The organism is Dongia sp. (assembly GCF_041909655.1).
Classification (GTDB): Bacteria; Pseudomonadota; Alphaproteobacteria; order Dongiales; family Dongiaceae; genus Dongia.
On record NZ_JAYRDA010000006.1, the window covers coordinates 202238 to 219942 of the forward strand.

Annotated in this window: 16 protein-coding genes; 12 read left to right on the forward strand and 4 right to left on the reverse strand. The window is 62.8% G+C overall.

Translation table 11 applies throughout. From position 1 onward, the window contains the following. The first annotated feature begins 158 nt into the window (after nucleotides 1-158). Nucleotides 159-3590, forward strand: a complete 3432-nt coding sequence (gene dnaE, locus ACE3PR_RS14205) for a DNA polymerase III subunit alpha (RefSeq protein ID WP_374373098.1) — start codon at nucleotides 159-161, stop codon at nucleotides 3588-3590. Between the two features lie 13 nt (nucleotides 3591-3603). On the opposite strand, the gene ACE3PR_RS14210 is transcribed toward dnaE, so the two are convergent. From ACE3PR_RS14210 to ACE3PR_RS14220, 3 genes are all read right to left on the reverse strand, one after another. After that, entirely contained in the window at nucleotides 3604-4392 is a 789-nt protein-coding gene (locus ACE3PR_RS14210; protein WP_374373101.1) for an outer membrane protein, read from the reverse strand. Nucleotides 4393-4524: 132 nt separating this feature from the next. Then, nucleotides 4525-5001, reverse strand: a complete 477-nt coding sequence (locus tag ACE3PR_RS14215) for a DUF6130 family protein (RefSeq protein WP_374373102.1) — start codon at nucleotides 4999-5001, stop codon at nucleotides 4525-4527. Nucleotides 5002-5015: 14 nt separating this feature from the next. Beyond that, nucleotides 5016-5543 (reverse strand): cytochrome P460 family protein, encoded by a 528-nt coding sequence (locus tag ACE3PR_RS14220; RefSeq protein WP_374373104.1) that lies wholly within the window; start codon nucleotides 5541-5543, stop codon nucleotides 5016-5018. A 333-nt stretch (nucleotides 5544-5876) separates the two neighbouring features. Here ACE3PR_RS14220 and rpsB point away from each other — a divergent pair, with 333 nt between their 5' ends. From rpsB to fabZ, 11 genes are all read left to right on the forward strand, one after another. Beyond that, complete coding sequence (gene rpsB, locus ACE3PR_RS14225) at nucleotides 5877-6659, forward strand: 30S ribosomal protein S2 (RefSeq protein WP_374373106.1); 783 nt, start codon at nucleotides 5877-5879, stop codon at nucleotides 6657-6659. A gap of 107 nt (nucleotides 6660-6766) precedes the next feature. Further along, nucleotides 6767-7690: a translation elongation factor Ts gene (tsf, locus tag ACE3PR_RS14230; protein ID WP_374373109.1), complete on the forward strand. Its 924-nt coding sequence runs from the start codon at nucleotides 6767-6769 to the stop codon at nucleotides 7688-7690. A 169-nt stretch (nucleotides 7691-7859) separates the two neighbouring features. Next, complete coding sequence (pyrH, locus tag ACE3PR_RS14235; RefSeq protein WP_374373111.1) at nucleotides 7860-8669, forward strand: UMP kinase; 810 nt, start codon at nucleotides 7860-7862, stop codon at nucleotides 8667-8669. Nucleotides 8670-8689: 20 nt separating this feature from the next. Beyond that, complete coding sequence (gene frr / locus ACE3PR_RS14240) at nucleotides 8690-9247, forward strand: ribosome recycling factor (RefSeq protein WP_374373113.1); 558 nt, start codon at nucleotides 8690-8692, stop codon at nucleotides 9245-9247. Between the two features lie 106 nt (nucleotides 9248-9353). Next, nucleotides 9354-10025 (forward strand): polyprenyl diphosphate synthase, encoded by a 672-nt coding sequence (uppS, locus tag ACE3PR_RS14245; RefSeq protein ID WP_374373467.1) that lies wholly within the window; start codon nucleotides 9354-9356, stop codon nucleotides 10023-10025. Continuing rightward, on the forward strand, nucleotides 10009-10926 hold the full coding sequence (locus tag ACE3PR_RS14250) for a phosphatidate cytidylyltransferase (protein ID WP_374373115.1): 918 nt from the start codon (nucleotides 10009-10011) through the stop codon (nucleotides 10924-10926). Before uppS ends, ACE3PR_RS14250 begins: the two co-directional genes overlap by 17 nt. Continuing rightward, nucleotides 10917-12140, forward strand: coding sequence for a 1-deoxy-D-xylulose-5-phosphate reductoisomerase (locus ACE3PR_RS14255; RefSeq protein WP_374373118.1), 1224 nt, complete (start codon nucleotides 10917-10919; stop codon nucleotides 12138-12140). Before ACE3PR_RS14250 ends, ACE3PR_RS14255 begins: the two co-directional genes overlap by 10 nt. Nucleotides 12141-12185: 45 nt before the next feature. Then, complete coding sequence (gene rseP, locus ACE3PR_RS14260) at nucleotides 12186-13325, forward strand: RIP metalloprotease RseP (protein WP_374373120.1); 1140 nt, start codon at nucleotides 12186-12188, stop codon at nucleotides 13323-13325. Between the two features lie 16 nt (nucleotides 13326-13341). Continuing rightward, nucleotides 13342-15696 carry an outer membrane protein assembly factor BamA gene (bamA, locus tag ACE3PR_RS14265; RefSeq protein ID WP_374373122.1) on the forward strand — a complete coding sequence of 785 codons (2355 nt, stop codon included), beginning with the start codon at nucleotides 13342-13344 and terminating at the stop codon, nucleotides 15694-15696. A 52-nt stretch (nucleotides 15697-15748) separates the two neighbouring features. Next, nucleotides 15749-16294, forward strand: coding sequence for an OmpH family outer membrane protein (locus ACE3PR_RS14270; protein WP_374373125.1), 546 nt, complete (start codon nucleotides 15749-15751; stop codon nucleotides 16292-16294). Nucleotides 16295-16347: 53 nt separating this feature from the next. Further along, nucleotides 16348-16809: a 3-hydroxyacyl-ACP dehydratase FabZ gene (gene fabZ / locus ACE3PR_RS14275; protein WP_374373127.1), complete on the forward strand. Its 462-nt coding sequence runs from the start codon at nucleotides 16348-16350 to the stop codon at nucleotides 16807-16809. 56 nt (nucleotides 16810-16865) lie between these two features. Here fabZ and ACE3PR_RS14280 read toward each other — a convergent pair whose 3' ends face one another. After that, nucleotides 16866-17690 (reverse strand): isocitrate lyase/phosphoenolpyruvate mutase family protein, encoded by an 825-nt coding sequence (locus tag ACE3PR_RS14280; RefSeq protein WP_374373129.1) that lies wholly within the window; start codon nucleotides 17688-17690, stop codon nucleotides 16866-16868. Between the last annotated feature and the right edge of the window lie 15 nt (nucleotides 17691-17705).

Here is a 17705-nt window from a genome sequence, read left to right on the forward strand (position 1 = left end):
CGGGCTCTGCCGCGGTCACCCCCGGAAGCCCGGCCGCGGTTTTCCTCAAGCCTCCAATTGTCCTCTCTGTCGGACGATTGGGGGTTTTCTTTTGCTCGCCTTATCCCGTCCGCCTGTCCTAGACTTGAGGGCCGTCCACGAGTCCCGATTGCCCCGCCATGCCGCACGCCGATTTCGTCCATCTGCGCGTCCATTCCGCCTATTCCCTCTCGGAAGGGGCGATCAAGAACAAGCAGCTGATCGATCTCTGCAAGCGGAACTCCATGCCCGCCGTGGCGGTAACCGATACCGGCAATCTCTTTGGCGCCATGGAATTCACCGGCTATGCCAAGGATGCCGGCATCCAGCCAATCACCGGCTGCCAATTGGGCATCGCCCGCGACCGCGACCCGCATCAGATGCAGATCCCGGCCCCGGACCAGATCGTACTCCTGGTCCAGAACGAGACTGGCTATGCCAATCTCATGAAGCTCAGCAGCATCGCCTATCTCGAAAACGAGCCGGGGACGATTGCCCAGGTTTCGCTGGAAGTCCTGGCCGCCCATGCCGAAGGCCTGTTGGCGCTCTCCGGTGGTCCCAAGGGTGTCATCGGCCGGCTGCTGCTGGAAGGCCAGGACGATGCCGCCAAAACGATGGCCCAACGCCTCGCCGCGATGTTCCCGGGCCGCTTCTATATCGAGCTCATGCGCCACGGCATGGAGGAGGAGGCGCGGTCGGAGGAAGGTTTCATCAACCTCGCTTACGATCTCGATCTGCCGCTGGTCGCCACCAATGACGTCTATTTCAGCGACGAGGGCATGTACCAGGCCCATGACGCGCTTCTGTGCATTGCCGGCGGCACCTATGTCGCCGAGGGCAACCGGCGCAAGGTCACGCGCGAGCATCGCTTCAAATCCGCCCCCGAGATGCGTGTGCTCTTCGCCGACCTTCCGGAAGCCATCGACAACACGCTGGTGATCGCCCGGCGCTGTGCCTACATGCCGCCGGCTCGGAAACCCATTCTGCCGGCCTTCTCCGACGGCAAGAGCGAGGACGAGGCCCTGCGCGAGATGGCGCTGGCCGGCCTGGAAAAGCGCCTCGCCGTCATGAATCTGACGCCCGAGCAGGAGAAGCCCTATCGCGACCGCCTCGAATTCGAGCTCGGTGTCATTATCCAGATGGGCTTTCCCGGCTATTTCCTGATCGTCGCCGAGTTCATTCAATGGGCCAAGGCCGAGGGGATTCCGGTGGGGCCGGGCCGCGGCTCGGGTGCCGGTTCCGTGGTCGCCTGGTCGCTCACCATTACCGATCTAGATCCCCTGCGCTGGGGCCTGCTGTTCGAACGCTTCCTCAACCCGGAACGCATCTCGATGCCGGATTTCGACATCGATTTCTGCCAGGACCGGCGCGAAGAGGTGATCCGCCACGTCCAGGAACGCTATGGCCGCGACAAGGTCGGGCAGATCATCACCTTCGGTAAGTTGCAGGCCCGCGCCGCCGTCCGCGATGTGGGCCGCGTGCTGCAGATGCCCTATGGCCAGATCGACCGGCTCTCGAAACTCATCCCCAACAACCCGGCCAATCCGATCACCCTGAAGGATGCGATCGAGGGCGAGCGGCAATTGCGCAATGCGATGGACGAGGACCCGGCGGTCAAGCGCCTGATGGAACTCGCCATGAAGCTCGAAGGCCTCTACCGCCACGCCTCGACCCATGCCGCCGGCGTCGTCATCGGCGACCGTCCGCTGGATCAACTGGTGCCGATGTACCGCGATCCCCGCTCGGACATGCCGGTGACGCAGTTCAACATGAAGGATGTCGAGAAGGCAGGGCTGGTGAAGTTCGACTTCCTCGGCTTGAAGACGCTCTCGGTCCTGCGCACGGCGGATGAATTGCTGCGTCAGCGCGGTATCGAACTCGACATCGACCATCTGCCGCTGGATGACGAAAATACCTATGCCATGCTGGCGCGCGGCGATTCCACCGGCGTGTTCCAGCTGGAAAGTTCCGGCATGCGCGACGTGCTTAGGAAGCTGAAGGCCGACAGATTCGAGGACATCATCGCCGTCGTGGCGCTCTACCGCCCCGGCCCGATGGACAACATCCCGAAATACATCAATTGCAAGCATGGGCGCGAGGAGCCCGATTATCTCCATCCCTCGCTGGAAGGCATCCTCAAGGAAACCTTCGGCATCATGATCTACCAGGAACAGGTCATGCAGATCGCCCAGGTGCTGTCTGGTTACAGCCTCGGCAACGCCGATCTGCTGCGCCGTGCCATGGGCAAGAAGATCAAGGAGGAGATGGAGGCGCAACGGAAATTGTTTGTCGACGGCGCGGTCGAGCGCAAGGTGAAGGCGGACAAGGCGGCCGAGATTTTCGACCAGGTCAACAAATTCGCTGGCTACGGCTTCAACAAGAGCCACGCGGCGGCCTATGCCTTGGTCGCCTATCAGACCGCCTGGCTCAAGGCCAATTACCCGGTCGAGTTCTTCGCCGCCTCGATGACCTACGACATGGGCAATACCGACAAACTCAATCTCTTCCGCCAGGAACTCAACCGCCTCGGCATCAAGCTGCTGCAGCCCGACATCAACAAATCGCGTCCGACCTTCGCCGTCGAGCAACAGGCCGATGGCTCGTTGGCCGTGCGCTACGCCCTGGGGGCGGTGAAGAATGTCGGCATGGGCCCGGTCGAGGCCATGCTGCGGACCCGCGAAGAGGGCGGTCCCTTCAAGAGTCTCGAGGATTTCTGCGAGCGCGTCGATCCCAAGGGCCTCAACAAGCGCCAGCTTGAAAATCTCGTTCTCGCCGGCGCCTTCGACAGCCTCAATGCCAACCGCCGCCAGGTCCATGACAGCGTAGAACAGATGCTGCGCCAGGCCCAGGCGGCGCATGAGGCGCGTGGTTCGTCGCAATCCATGATGTTCGCCGAGGCGACGCAGGTGCGCCTCAATCTGCCGCCGATTCCCGATTGGCTCCCCATGGAGCGCCTGCAGAACGAATTCGGCGCGATCGGTTTCTATCTCTCCGCGCATCCGCTGGATTCATATGGCGCGTCGCTGGCACGCCTCGACGTGGTGCCTTTCGCCGATCTGCCGCAATGGCTGAAAGCGCGCGGTGCCACGCGAGCGAAGGTCGCCGGCCTCGTCGTTGGCAAGCAGGAACGCACCTCGCAGAAGGGCAACCGCTTCGCCTTCATCCAATTGACCGATGCCAGCGGCATGTACGAAGCGACGATCTTTTCCGAGCGTCTCACTGCCGCGCGCGAGATGCTGGAGCCGGGCCGGGCGCTCCTCCTCTCGGTCGATTGCCGCCAGGAGGAGGACAGCCTCCGTCTGATGGTGAACGAAGTCTCCAGCCTCGATCAGGCGGCGGCCGCCACCGCCGCGGGGTTGAAGATCTTCTTGAAGGAACCCAGCCCCGTCGACGGCATCAAGCAAATCCTCGCCAAAGCGGGCAGGGGCAAAGGCAAGATCGAACTCATCCTCGACCTCCCCGAACAGAAACGCGAAGTCGACGTCACCCTCAAGGACCGCGTCGCCGTCTCCCCCCAGGTGCGCAGCGCTATCCGCGCGATCCCGGGTGTCCTTGAGGTGATGGATACGTGAGGCGGTCGGTCCGCTAGAACGCGTCGAACCGATAGGTGAAACCGATCATCGCCATGTGGCTCGATAGATCGACGGAACTGTCGATGTCGCCAGGGTTGGCGGCCTGAGACGCATTGAAGACGTGGGTTCTGGTATCTACGGTCCCCAGATCGGTGTAGGAATATTGCGCCGAAACGGACCAGTTCTTGTCGATGGCATAGTCGCCGCCGATTCCAATAACATAGCCAAGCTTCGTTTCTGAATCCGAGCTATGCCCCTCCGCGCCAGTACCGACGTTATCCGAGTAATCGGTTTCTATTTTGAGCCGGCTAAGGGTAGGGCCGGCCATGACATAGACCAGCCAATTATCCTGCGCCCATCCGAGGCGGGGGCGCAAAGCAACCATCCAATCGGCTTCCACGCGCTGCTTCAGCGTAAATTCCGTCCCCGCGAGACTGATCCAGTCCTGCGTACTGCTGCGCTTTTCATCCCACAAGAGCAGATCGCCCGTGGCGCCGACGCCGAGGACGATATTGCCGAATTGGCGTGAATAGCCCACCTGCAAGCTCGCGGACCAATCCCACTCGGTCGGGCTGCCGCTTCCAGCATCCTTCAATTGCTTAAGGTCACTGGCCGCACTGAAGTAGGCGCTCGGGTCGAGGCCTTCGGCATCAGTTTCGGGTGTCAGGATGCCGCCCCCAGCCAAGGCGCTGACGCTGAAACCGGACCAGTCCACGGCCGGTGCTGATTGCGCCGATGCCTGTGCGATGGCCAAACCATTGCAGCAGAAGGCAGTGATAACTGCGTAGCGAAGCGTGCCCATTCCCCATCCCCCGAAAACGACTCAATAACAGCGGTTAAGAATAGTATTTTTTTCTTAAGCAATTCCTAAACGATTTACATCCGGCTCGCCTTTTTCGCCGACTTTCGACACCGCCACAAACCGGCCTGGCGCTTACTCCGCCGCGTTGTGATGCGCGGCTTCGGGCACGGTGAACGTCACCGTCTTGCCGAGATAGACGTGGTGTTCGGGGCTCGCCAGTTCGATCAGCAGCTTGTGCGCGCCGGCGGGGAGCCCGGCCACGACGATGGTGCCGACATTGTCGAACTCCGCCCAGCGCCAGGGCAGATCGTCGACGCTGACATGGAGATGACCGACGCGCGGCGAGACGTTGTTGGCGCCCTCGCCCAGCACAGGGAGGATGCGCAGGTTTTCGACGCGATAGGGCAGCAGGACGACGCCCCGGGCCAACGGACCGGCGAGCGGTGCCTCGAGGGTCAATTGGGGTGCTGGCTCGTTCGCGACCGGGAGCAGGGAGGGGCTGCCCTCGGCAAAGGCGCAGGAGATGAGATAGGCGCCTTCGGTAAAGGCCGTGAGCCCCAGCACCGCGCCGAGGATGATCGCGGCGAATGTCTTGAGGGACTTTGTCATGTCGGTCTCTCCTGTCACGGGGCGTAGCGGTTGAAGACGAAGTCGCGGGACTTCGCCGCCTGATGGCAGGCATGGCAGGTCTCGTGCACCTTCGCATCGGCCGGTTTGCCGTCGTTGAAATGGGCGTAACCCCAGCCATCGGTCGCGGCGTATTTCTGCGAATCCTTCACCATGAACTGCACCCCGTTCTTGGGATGCACCGCGACATAGGATTGGGCTTGTCCGAACGCCGCTTCGCTTTCGGCGAGCTTTTCATAATCCCAGGCGAGGCGGGCGATGATCGTGCCGTCCGGAAAGGGGCGCTGGTCAGCGCGAAAGGCGTCGATCGCGGTGTCGTTGCCGAGAATGGCGCGGAGATCGTTGAGCTTGCCTTCTTCATGGGCGACCGAGATCAGCCGCCAATCGCGATATCCCTCGGGGAGCGTGATGCCGAAGATCGGTGCTGCCTCCCCGGCGGGCTCGCCGGAGGCAGGCGTCAGATAGGCGGCGAGACCCGCCAGGCTGATGAAGATGGTGGCCAATGCGCTGGCAAGCCGTGTCATGGTTGGTTTCCCTCGTTGGGTTTTTAATAGAGAACGATTATATCGTATGCGATATATAAGAGATTATCCCCGCAAATCAACCCTCCCATGGGATCACGGGCGATTTTTCCGGAAAGGCGTCTTTGGATGCCGCTAATCTACCGGTAAGCTATTGAACAATATTTGTATTTCCCGCCTCTTGCCATTTCCGGCACAAGAGGGTACTTACCCGCCGCTAACAAACCGCATGCGGGTTCGCGCGCTGGTGGGGAGACATCCCGCCAGACTTCGCTCCGGTGGCCCTCTCGGGGGCCGCAAAACCCGCAGAGGCTTAACCGGAAAAGGACTACTCAAATGGCGCTGCCAGAATTCAGCATGCGTCAGCTCTTGGAAGCTGGCGTTCACTTCGGTCACCATACCCGTCGTTGGAACCCGCAGATGGCTCCCTATCTGTTCGGCGTCCGCAACGGCGTGCATATCATCAATCTCGAATACACCGCGCCGATGCTCGAGCAGGCGATCAAGACCGTGCGCGACGTCGCCGCGGCCGGCGGTCGTGTCCTCTTCGTCGGCACCAAGCGCGCTGCCTCCGACAAGGTTGCCGAAGCGGCCAAGCGCTGCGGCCAGTATTACGTCAACCATCGCTGGCTGGGCGGCATGCTCTCCAACTGGAAGACCATCTCGCAATCGATCAAGCGCCTGCGCGAGATCGAGGAGAAGCTCGGCACCAACACCGTGGGCCTGACCAAGAAGGAATTGCTCATGATGACCCGCGACCGCGACAAGCTCGAGCGGGCGCTGGGCGGCATCAAGGACATGGGCGGTCAGCCCGACATCCTGGTGATCATCGACACCAACAAGGAATCGCTCGCGGTCAAGGAAGCCAACAAGCTCGGCATCCCCGTGGTCGCGGTGCTCGATTCCAATTCCTCGCCGGAAGGCATCAACTTCCCGGTCCCGGGCAATGATGACGCCATCCGCGCCATCTCGCTCTATCTGGATCTCTTCTCGGGCGCCGTCCTCGACGGCCTGCAGCAGGAAGCGATCTCGACCGGCCGCGACATCGGCGAATCCGAGGAACTGCCGGCCGAGCAGCTCCCCTCGGCCGAAGCCGCCGAAAACAGCGCGACGGCCTAAACGCGGCGGGCACTTTGATGGGGTCCGGTGCGTTATCTCGCTCCGGACCCCATTGCCGCATCTAAAGACCATCCCAGATGACGATTTAAAGACGGAAGGATAAAAGCATGGCCGAGATTACTGCTGCGCTCGTGAAGGAGCTGCGCGAAACCTCCGGTGCCGGCATGATGGATTGCAAGAAGGCGCTCGGTGAAACCAATGGCGATATCGAGGCCGCGGTCGACTGGCTGCGCAAGAAGGGCCTCGCCGCCGCCGCCAAGAAGGCCGGCCGTGTCGCCGCCGAAGGCCTCGTCGGCGCCGTCGCCGAAGGCAAGGCCGGCGCCCTGGTCGAGGTGAATGCCGAGACCGATTTCGTCGCCCGCAACGACCAATTCCAGGGTTTCGTCTCCGCCGTGACCAAGCTCGCTTTGGCCGGTGGCGACATCGAGGCGCTGAAAGCCACGAAATATCCCGAAGGTGGTGTCACCGTTGCCGAAAAATTGACCAATTTGGTCGCCACGATCGGCGAGAATATGAACCTGCGCCGCATGGCGCAGCTCTCGGTGAAGGATGGCGTCGTGGCAACCTATGTCCACAATGCGGCGGCCCCGGGTATGGGCAAGATCGGCGTGCTCGTGGCGCTGGAATCGACCGGCGATGCCGCGAAGCTCCAGGCGCTCGGCAAGCAGATCGCCATGCATGTGGCGGCGGCGAACCCGCAATCGCTCGACATCGGCAGCGTCGACCAGGACGCCCTCGCGCGCGAGCGCGATGTCTTGTCCGAGCAGGCGCGCGGTTCGGGCAAGCCGGAAGAAATCATCGCCAAGATGGTCGAAGGCCGCATCCGGAAATATTACGAAGAAGTGGTGCTGCTGGAGCAGGTCTATGCGATCGACGGCGAAAGCCGCGTGAAGCAGGTGGTCGAGAAGGCCGCCAAGGAACTGGGCGCCCCGGTGAAGCTCACGGGCTTCGTCCGTATGGCCTTGGGCGAAGGCATCGAGAAGGAAGAAAAGGACTTCGCGTCCGAAGTCGCGGCCCAGCTCCGCGCCTAAATCTACCCAATCCCGCCCCGGTCGCCGGGGCGGGATTGGCTTCTCACCCGGGTGTGACGGCTTGCGCTTCCGCCCCGGTGATTCGGTGTATAGTTTGCACCGGATCGGGTTATTGGGTGGCGCCGCCGCGTCATCGGTTCGGATCGGTACTGGCAGGGGAGACGAACGCATGTCCATTGCAGGTGCAGCTTCGAGCGGCGATGCTTCTGGCGATTCCCATGTCGCCCGCCCGCCCGCGGCACCTGCCAAAGGTCTCCTATACAAGCGCGTTCTCCTGAAAATTTCCGGCGAGGCCCTGATGGGCAGCCGTGATTATGGCCTCGAGCCGGCGACCGTGAACCGCGTCGCCAAGGAAGTGCGCGAGGTCCATGCCTTGGGTGTTGAATGCTGCCTCGTCATCGGCGGCGGTAATATCTTCCGCGGCATCGCCGGCGCCTCCGAGGGCATGCAACGCGCCTCTGCCGATTACATGGGCATGCTGGCCACCATCATGAACGCGCTCGCCATGCAGAACGCGCTCGAACAATTGGGCGTCGATACCCGCGTCCTTTCCGCGATCCCGATGCAATCGGTCTGCGAGCCCTATATCCGCCGCCGCGCCGTGCGGCATCTCGAGAAGGGCCGCGTCGTGATCTTCGCTGCCGGCACCGGCAACCCCTATTTCACCACCGACACCGCGGCTGCCTTGCGCTCCTCGGAAATGGGTTGCGAGGCGCTGTTGAAGGGCACCAAGGTCGACGGCGTCTACAGTGCCGATCCCAAGGTCCACCCGGACGCCGAACGCTATCAGCAACTCAGCCACCAGGACGTATTAAGCCGCAATCTCAAGGTCATGGACGCGACGGCGATTGCGCTGGCGCGCGACAACGGCATTCCCATCATTGTGTTTTCGATCCACTCGCCCGGCATGTTCGCCGAGGTGATGCAGGGTCGTGGCCGCTATACCGTGATCGGTGAGCGGGCCGGAACCGCGGAATAAGAAGACGAGGAGAAACGATTATGACGGATCCGCGTTTGGGGGATTTCAGCCGCCGCATGGATGGCGCGCTGGAGGCATTGCGCAAGGAATTCGGTGGTCTGCGCACCGGCCGCGCCTCTGCCAGCCTGCTTGAGCCCGTGCAGGTCACTGCCTACGGCAACCCGATGCCGCTCAATCAGGTGGGCACGGTCAGCGTGCCCGAGCCGCGCATGATCACCGTCCAGGTCTGGGACAAGGGCCTGGTCTCGGCGGTCGAGAAGGCGATCCGCGATGCCGGCCTCGGCCTCAATCCGGCCAGCGACGGCAGCACGGTCCGTGTGCCGCTGCCGGAGCTTTCGCAGGATCGCCGCCAGGAACTCACCAAGGTCGCGCATAAATACGCCGAGCAGGGCCGCGTCGCCGTGCGCAATGTGCGCCGCGACGGCATGGATTTCCTGAAGAAGCTCGAGAAGGATCACGACATTTCCGAGGACGAGCACAAGAAGCTCGCCGACCAGATGCAGAAGCTCACCGACGAGCATGTGAAGAAGGTCGACGAAGCCTTGGCCGCCAAGGAAAAGGAAATCCTGCAGGTTTGATTTGAACCAGCCGCGCCGCATCGCTGAACCGCCCGTCCAGACGGGGACCGAAACGCTGCCGCTCGGCGGTGGCGAGCGGCGCCCGCCGCGCCATGTCGCCATCATCATGGATGGCAATGGCCGCTGGGCGCGGGCGCGTGGCCTGCCGCGGACGGTCGGCCATAACAGCGGGGCCGAGGCCGTGCGTCAGGCGGTCAAGGGTGCTGTCGCCTGCGGTGTCGAGTACCTGACCCTGTTCGGTTTCTCCTCCGAAAACTGGAAGCGGCCGGCGGCGGAGATCGACGATCTCATGGGCCTTCTGAAGCTCTATCTCCGGCGCGAGATCGAGGAACTGCATCAGAACGGCGTGCGGCTCCAGGTGATCGGCGATCGTGCCAGGCTGGGGCGCGACGTGGTCAACCTGATCGAGGCGGGCGAGGCACGGACCCGTGACAATACCCGCCTGGTCCTCACCGTGGCGCTCAGCTACGGCGCCCGGGCCGAGATCGTGCTGGCGGCCAAGCGCCTGCTGGAAGCGGCCGGGAAGGGCGACATCAGCGCCGAGGATCTCAATGAGGAACGCTTCGGCAGCTTCCTGCTGACCGCCGGCATGCCGGATCCGGACCTCCTCATCCGCACCAGCGGCGAGAAGCGCATCAGCAATTTCCTGCTCTGGCAATGCGCCTATGCCGAGTTCATCTTCGTCGACAAGCATTGGCCGGATTTCGGCATCGACGATCTCAAGGCGGCGATCGAGGAATATCACGGGCGGAGCCGGCGCTATGGCGCCGCCGAATAGTCCCGCCGCCCCGGCCTCTCAGGGTCGGCCCGGGCGCTCCAACCTCGTCACCCGGATTCTCTCCGCTTTGGTCCTCATTCCGGTGGTCGCCGTCGCCATCTGGGCGGGGCGTCCCTGGTTCGACGCTCTGGTGATCCTCTTCGCCGGGCTCATGGCCTGGGAATGGGCCCGCATCGCCGGCCGCCGCCGCAACCCCGCCGACCCGACTCCGGCCGCCCGCCTCACGGTCAGCGATTGGGCGCTGCCCGGTTTGGTGCTCGCGGCCCTCGTCGTCATCATCCTGCTGGCCGAGCGTGCGCCGCCGCCCTTGCCGATCGGCCTGCCGGCCTGGGGGCTCATTGCCATCGCATCTGTGCTGGCAACGATCGTGGCGCTGCCGGCGCATCGAATCCGCGCCGTCTGGTTCGGCCTCGGAATCCTCTATGTCTCCGTTCCGGCGCTGGCACTCCTCTGGCTCCGCGACGACCCGGTGACCGGTCTCGGGATCGAGACCCTGGTCTGGATCCTGGCACTGGTGATTTTCACGGATACCGGCGCCTATGCCGCCGGCCGTTCCATCGGCGGGCCGAAGTTGGCACCGCGCATCAGCCCCAACAAGACCTGGGCCGGCTTGTTCGGCGGCGTCGCCGCGGCGGCTCTGGTCGGGCTTCTCATGGCGCTCTGGCTCGACGGCCCAAGCATTTGGAAATTAATGATTTTGAGCGGCGGTCTCGCCGTGATAGAGCAGATGGGCGATCTCTTCGAATCCGCCTTCAAACGCCGCTTTGGCGTGAAGGACAGCAGCCATATAATCCCGGGACACGGGGGCGTGTTGGACCGGGTCGATGGGCTGCTGACGGTATCGGTGGCGGTCGCCGCGTTGGATTATTTTGGTAAAGGCAGTGTGCTCTCATGGCTATGAGCGGAGCGGCGGAGCTTCTGGTTCCCGCACAAGGTCAAGCAACCGAACCCCGCAGCGTCACGGTGCTGGGCTGCACCGGCTCGGTCGGTTGCAACACCATCGACATGATCGAGCGCGATCCCGGTGCCTATCGGGTCGAGGCGCTGACCGCCCATGGCAATGTCGACCTCCTCATTGAGCAAGCGCGCCGCCTCAAACCGCGCCTGGCCGTCACCGGCAAGGAAGAAAATTTCGCCAAATTGAAGGCCGGCCTGGCCGGTACCGGTATCGAGGTGGCGGCCGGCCGGGCCGCCGTGATCGAGGCAGCCGAGCGGCCGGCTCAATGGGTCATGGCCTCCATCGTCGGCGCCGCCGGGCTTGAGCCCACCTTGGCGGCGGTCCGCCGCGGCGCCATGATCGGTCTTGCCAACAAGGAGACCCTGGTCTGCGCCGGCGCCTTGATGATGAAGGAAGTCGCCCAATCCGGCTCGATCATGCTGCCGGTCGATTCCGAGCATTCCGCCATCTTCCAGGTCTTCGATTTCGAGCGCCGCGAGGCCATTGAGAAAATCATCCTCACGGCGTCGGGCGGCCCGTTCCGCACCAAGACCGTGGCCGAGATGGCCGAGATGACCCCGGCCCAGGCGGTCGCCCATCCCAACTGGTCCATGGGGGCCAAGATCTCGGTCGATTCCGCTTCCATGATGAACAAGGGCCTGGAGCTGATCGAGGCCTATCACCTCTTCGGCCTGCCGGAGAACCAGATCGAGATTCTGGTGCATCCCCAATCGGTGATCCATTCCATGGTCGCCTATCGTGATGGCTCGGTCCTGGCGCAATTGGGCACCCCGGACATGCGCACGCCGATCGCCTATGCCTTGGGCTGGCCCAAGCGAATTGACGCACCCTCGGCGCGGCTGGACTTCGCCAAGATTAGTCAATTCACCTTCGAAGCGCCTGATCCTGAAAGATTTCCAGCCCTTCGCCTGGCGCGCGAATCGCTCAAGGCAGGGGGGCGTGCCCCCACCATTCTCAACGCTGCCAACGAGATTGCCGTGGCCGCCTTCCTGGACAATGGCCTGCGCTTTACCGATATCGCAGCGGTGGTCGAGGCGGTCCTGGGGCGCCTGCCGGCGGGGGTGCTCTCCAGCATCGCCGACGTGCTGGAGACCGATGCCGCCGCGCGCGAGGCGGCCCGGGAAGAGGTCGCGGCCCGGCGCCGCAACGCTGCCTAAACACACGCACGCGAACCGAAAATACTTCAGGAACAAGGATCTGGCATGGAAATCTTCGGCGAAATCTCGCGCAACGGCTTCTGGTTCCTGGTCCTGTTGACGCCGCTGGTTTTCGTCCACGAGCTTGGCCATTTCCTGGTCGCGCGCTGGTGCAGGGTTCGGGTCGAGGTCTTCTCGATCGGCTTCGGGCGCGAGCTCTTCGGCTTTACGGATAAGCACGGCACCCGCTGGAAATTCAGCCTGCTGCCGCTCGGCGGTTATGTCCGCATGTTCGGCATGGCGGCCAGCGAGTTGGAAGGCGGCGAGGGCGTGCCGCAGGAAATGAGCGAGGCTGACCGCAAGGTCTCCTTCGCCGAAAAGACCGTCTGGCAGCGGGCGGCTATCGTGGCCGCCGGCCCGGCCGCCAATTTCATTTTCGCCATCGTCGTCTTCGCCTGCCTCTATGCCACCTATGGCAAGCAATTCACCGCCCCGGTCCTCGACGAGATCGTGAAGGATTCGGCGGCGGCCGAGGCGGGGCTCCTGCCGGGCGACCGGATCCTGGCGCTCAACGGGCAAGACATCGCCACCTTCGAGGACCTGGCCGAGCAGATCCTGCTCAACATGGACCAGCCGCTTCAGCTTTCGGTCGACCGCGCCGGCCAGGTGCTCGCCATCGAGGCCACGCCGCGAATCGTGACCCGGAAAGATATTCTCGGCAAGGAAATGAAGGCGGCCCTGCTGGGTGTTGCCAGTCACACCCCCGGGCCGCTGATGACGCTGGGACCGGTCGATGCGGTCCTGGTGGGCGTTGAGGATACCTATCTGAAGACGGTCGGCATGCTGACAGGTGTCTGGCAGATGATCTCCGGCCAACGTTCGGCAGAGGAAATTGGCGGCGTTCTGAGGATAGCCACCATTTCTGGCGCGGTAGCAGAGTTCGGTTTTTACAATTTCGTGCTGCTTGGGATCGCTCTTTCCATCAATCTTGGCCTTATTAACCTCTTTCCCGTACCCATGCTCGATGGGGGTCACCTCGCTTATTACGCGGTCGAGGCGGTCCGGGGCCGTCCGTTAAGCGACGGGGCCCAGGAATGGGGCCTAAAAATCGGTCTGGCGATGGTACTTAGCCTCATGTTATTTGCCACATGGAACGACTTGGTTTATCTGGAAGTCGGCGAAAAATTCCGTTCGCTCTTCAACTAACCGGATGATGCGTAATATGGCCCTCCTGCGTAAGCTGTTATGCGCCAGTCGCTGCGCCAGGCCTGGCCGCTTGCGCTTCGTGGCGATGGCTGTGGCGCTTGCCGCCGTTGTGACAATCGCCGTCGGGCAGGGGGCTCTCATCCGGCCGGCTTTGGCGCAGTCGATCGGGTCGGGCGACCCGATCATGGAAATCCGCATCGAGGGCAGCCAGCGCATCGAGCCGGATACCGTGCGGTCCTACATGGCGATCAATCCCGGCGATCCCTTCGACGCCCGGGCCATCGACCGGGCCCTGAAGAACCTGTTCGCGACCGGCCTCTTCGCCGACGTTAATTTCCGCCGCGAAGGCAATTCGCTGGTGGTCCAGGTGGCCGAGAACCCAATCATCAACCGCATCGCCTTCGAGGGAAACGACAAGCTCGAAGACGACGAGCTGCAGGCCGAGATCCAGCTCCGTCCGCGCGTGGTCTATACCCAGGGCCGCGTCCAGGCGGATGTGAAGCGGCTTCTCGATCTCTACCGCCGCAACGGCCGTTTTGCCGCCGCGATCGAGCCCAAGATCATCAAGCTCGACCAGAACCGCGTCGATCTGGTTTTCGAGATTACCGAAGGCGAGGATACCGGGATCGAGCGCATCGATTTCGTCGGCAACAAGATCTTCGACGACAGCGATCTCAGGGACGTGATCATCACGCGCGAAAGTGCTTTCTACCGCATCCTGACCTCGAACGATTCCTATGATCCGGACCGCCTGACGGTCGACAAGGAAACCCTGCGCAAGTTCTATCTCGCCGAGGGCTATGCCGATTTCCGCGTGGTCTCCGCTGTCGCCGAACTGTCGCCCGACCAGGAAGCCTTCTTCATCACCTTCACGGTGGAAGAGGGCGAACGCTACAAATTCGGCAAGATCGATGTGAAGACGACCCTCAAGGACCTCGATCCCGCCGCCGTCTGGGGTGACGTGCTGACCTTCGAGGGCGATTGGTACAATGCCGATCTGGTCGACAAGAGCGTTCAGGCGATCGCCGACCGGGTGGGCAGCCTCGGCTATGCCTTCGTCGACGTGCGCCCGCGCATCGACCGCGATGCCGAGAATCGCATCCTCAGCCTGACCTACGACATCCAGGAAGGCCCCAAGGTCTATGTCGAGCGTATCGACATCACCGGCAACGTGCGGACCCAGGACAAGGTGATTCGCCGCGAATTCCGTCTGGCCGAAGGCGATGCCTTCTCGACCGCCAAGATGCGCCGCACCGAACAGCGCCTCCGCAACCTGACCTTCTTCGAATCCGTGGATATCCAGACCACGCCGGGCAGTGCGCCGGACAAGACCATCATCAAGGTGAAGGTGGCCGAAAAATCCACCGGCGAACTCAATTTCGGTGCCGGCTTCTCGACCGCTGACGGTCCCTTGGGCAGCATCGGCGTGCGCGAGCGCAATTTGCTCGGCAAGGGCCAGGATCTGCGCTTGAACTTCACGCTCTCCGGCAAGCGCTCGCAGGTCGATTTGAGCTTCACCGACCCCTATTTCCTCGACAAGGAATTGTCGGCGGGCTTCGATCTCTTCCACCGCCGCTTCAGCGATGTGCGCGGCGATTCCTACGATCTGCAGCAAACCGGCGCTGGCGTCCGGCTCGGTTACGAGCTCTCCGAATATACCCGCCAGACGCTGAACTACCGCCTCAGCGTCGACAAGGTGCATGACCTCGACGACGATATCTCCGAAGCGATCCGCGACGAGAAGGGCTATACGATCCGTTCCAGCGTCGGCTCGACCATCATGTATGACCGCCGCGACAATCCGGCCGATCCGCGCGATGGCTATTACGCCAGCCTTTCGAACACGTTTACCGGCGTGGGTGGCGATGTCTTCAACTTGCAGACCTCGGTTCGCGGCGGTTATTTCTATCCGCTCAATGACGACGTTTCGATCGGCCTCGCTGGCGGTGTCGGCTACATCCAGGGCATCGGCGATCGCGTGCGTGTCACCGATGCGTTCTCGCTGGGTGGTGCCAATCTGCGCGGCTTTGAATCGTCCGGTGTCGGTCCGCGCGATGCCGACACCAATGACTCGCTCGGCGGTCAGTTGCTGTTCGACGGCACGCTGCAGGCGACGTTCCCGATCGGCCTGCCCGAGGAGTTCAATATCCGCGGTCGCGCCTTTACCGATTTCGGTACGCTGACGGAAACCGATCTCGAGAATAACGACGTCAATATCGACGACGATGCGTCCTTGCGCGTGTCGGTGGGCGGCGGCCTCACCTGGGTGTCGCCCTTTGGCCCGATTGCCGTCGATCTTGCCTATCCGATCATGAAGGAAGATTACGACAACACGGAATGGTTCCGGTTCAGTGTCGGTACCTCCTTCTAGGTCTCAACCCCGTATGTTCTGTGGAGCTACGAAAGTGTTTAATTTGCGATCCATGATGAAGGCCCTTATGGCGCTGGCCGTGACGACAGCTTTGCTGTTGCCGGCCATCCCCTCCGAAGCGCAGGAAGCACCGGCGATTCCGGTGCTCGTGGGCATCGTCGATGTCCAGCGCGTCATCTCTTCCTCCTCAGCCCAGCAATCGCTGCACAAGCAGGCCGAACAGCGCCGCAGCCAGATCCAGGCCGATCTGGTCGCCAAGGAAAAGCAGTTGCGGGCCGAGCGGGATCAGCTCTACGCCGCGAAGGCCAACATGGTGCCGGCCGATTTCCAGAAGCAGGACGCCGCATTGCAGGAAAAAGTGAAGGTCTGGCGCCAGGAAGGCGAACAGAAGCGCAAGGGCTTCGAGAAATCCTACAATGACGCCCAGAAGATCATCTTCCAGACCTTGCAAAAAGTGGTCGGCGAGATCGCCGTGCAGCGGAAGCTGACGCTTGTGCTTAACAAATCCGTGGTAATCGTGAGTGCTCAGGCTTGGGATATTACGGATACCGCCTTGGCGCAGCTCAACAAGACTCTGCCTTCCGTCAAGATGATGTAGAGCCGATGGACGAGAATGCGCGCCAGAAATTACCGGTGAGTGAGGGGAGCGGGATGGCGGAGGAAATGCCGGCAGGCGGCGTTATCGACATCGCGGCGATCATGCGAATGATCCCGCACCGTTATCCGTTCCTGCTGATCGACCGCCTGGTCGATGTCGTGTCGGGCGAAAGTGCGACCGGCATCAAGAACGTGACCGTGAACGAGCCCTTCTTTCCCGGCCATTTCCCCGGCGCCCCGGTGATGCCCGGTGTGCTCATCGTCGAGGCGATGGCGCAGACTGCCGCTGTCATCGCCGTGCACGCGCTCGGCAAGGAAGCCGAGGGCAAGATTGTGCTCTTCATGAGCATCGACGATTGCCGCTTCCGCCGTCCGGTCACCCCCGGCGACCAGCTCCAGCTCGAAGTGAAAAAGGACCGCGCCCGCGGCCCCGTCTGGCGCTTTACCGGTGTCGGCAAGGTCGACGGCCAGGTCGTCGCCGAAGCCACTTTCGCCGCGATGATCCGGGACAGGTAGTTCTCCTACTTCCCCTCTCCCTTCAGGGGGAGGGACTAAGGGGCCTGTAGCCCCCTCTAAACAAACCCCTCGAAAATCTCGTTGAGCTTGTTCCCCGACGCCGCCTGCGCGAAGGCGGCGAAGGAGCCTTCCTTCAGGATCTGCTCGGCCGCGGCGATGGCACCGCCCCAGGCGGCCCGCGCCAGCGCGCCGCCGACGCTGATCCGGCGCACGCCGAGATCGGCCAATTCCCTCACCGTAATCTCCGGGCTCACCACCAGCACGTTCACGGGCTTGGGCGCCAAGGCGCGCACCATGGCGGCGATGTCTTCCCTTTTCTTCACGCCCGGCGCAAACAGGCAATCGGCCCCCGCTTCGGCAAAGGCGATCAGCTTGTCGATCGCCGGCGTGATGGCACCCGGTTCGCTGAACAGAAGCTCCGTGCGCGCGATCAGCATCACATCGGCACCGGATTGATCGATCGCCTGCCGCGCCGCCCGGATCCGCTCGACGGCGCGCGGCGTGTCATGCAGGCCGAAGGGGGCTGTGAGCACATTGTCCTCGATGGACAGCCCGGCGATTCCGGTGGCGATGGCGCGGGTGACATTGGCCGCCACACCTTCCGGCGCGTCGGCAAAGCCCGCTTCGAAATCGGCATTCACCGGCAGGTCGACCGCCGCGCAAAGCGCGGTTAGATGCCCCAGCACATCCTCGCAGGTCACACCGTTATCCGGCTTGCCAATGGTCCAGGCAAAGCCCGAACTGGTCGAAGCCAGCGCCTTGAACCCCATATGCTGAAAGAGGCGCGCGCTCCCCACGTCCCAGGGATTGGGCAGCACGAAGCAGCCCTCTTTGTGCAACTCCCGGAACCGGGCCCGGATCGCGGCGACATCGTGAGTCATCGGTTGCGTCCTCTT

Coding starts and splice junctions, on each gene's coding strand:
- dnaE (WP_374373098.1), top strand. CDS start 159: ATGCCGCACGCCGATTTCGTCCATCTGCGCGTCCATTCCGCCTATTCC.
- ACE3PR_RS14210 (WP_374373101.1), bottom strand. CDS start 4,392: ATGGGCACGCTTCGCTACGCAGTTATCACTGCCTTCTGCTGCAATGGT.
- ACE3PR_RS14215 (WP_374373102.1), bottom strand. CDS start 5,001: ATGACAAAGTCCCTCAAGACATTCGCCGCGATCATCCTCGGCGCGGTG.
- ACE3PR_RS14220 (WP_374373104.1), bottom strand. CDS start 5,543: ATGACACGGCTTGCCAGCGCATTGGCCACCATCTTCATCAGCCTGGCG.
- rpsB (WP_374373106.1), top strand. CDS start 5,877: ATGGCGCTGCCAGAATTCAGCATGCGTCAGCTCTTGGAAGCTGGCGTT.
- tsf (WP_374373109.1), top strand. CDS start 6,767: ATGGCCGAGATTACTGCTGCGCTCGTGAAGGAGCTGCGCGAAACCTCC.
- pyrH (WP_374373111.1), top strand. CDS start 7,860: ATGTCCATTGCAGGTGCAGCTTCGAGCGGCGATGCTTCTGGCGATTCC.
- frr (WP_374373113.1), top strand. CDS start 8,690: ATGACGGATCCGCGTTTGGGGGATTTCAGCCGCCGCATGGATGGCGCG.
- uppS (WP_374373467.1), top strand. CDS start 9,354: ATGGATGGCAATGGCCGCTGGGCGCGGGCGCGTGGCCTGCCGCGGACG.
- ACE3PR_RS14250 (WP_374373115.1), top strand. CDS start 10,009: ATGGCGCCGCCGAATAGTCCCGCCGCCCCGGCCTCTCAGGGTCGGCCC.
- ACE3PR_RS14255 (WP_374373118.1), top strand. CDS start 10,917: ATGGCTATGAGCGGAGCGGCGGAGCTTCTGGTTCCCGCACAAGGTCAA.
- rseP (WP_374373120.1), top strand. CDS start 12,186: ATGGAAATCTTCGGCGAAATCTCGCGCAACGGCTTCTGGTTCCTGGTC.
- bamA (WP_374373122.1), top strand. CDS start 13,342: ATGGCCCTCCTGCGTAAGCTGTTATGCGCCAGTCGCTGCGCCAGGCCT.
- ACE3PR_RS14270 (WP_374373125.1), top strand. CDS start 15,749: ATGATGAAGGCCCTTATGGCGCTGGCCGTGACGACAGCTTTGCTGTTG.
- fabZ (WP_374373127.1), top strand. CDS start 16,348: ATGGCGGAGGAAATGCCGGCAGGCGGCGTTATCGACATCGCGGCGATC.
- ACE3PR_RS14280 (WP_374373129.1), bottom strand. CDS start 17,690: ATGACTCACGATGTCGCCGCGATCCGGGCCCGGTTCCGGGAGTTGCAC.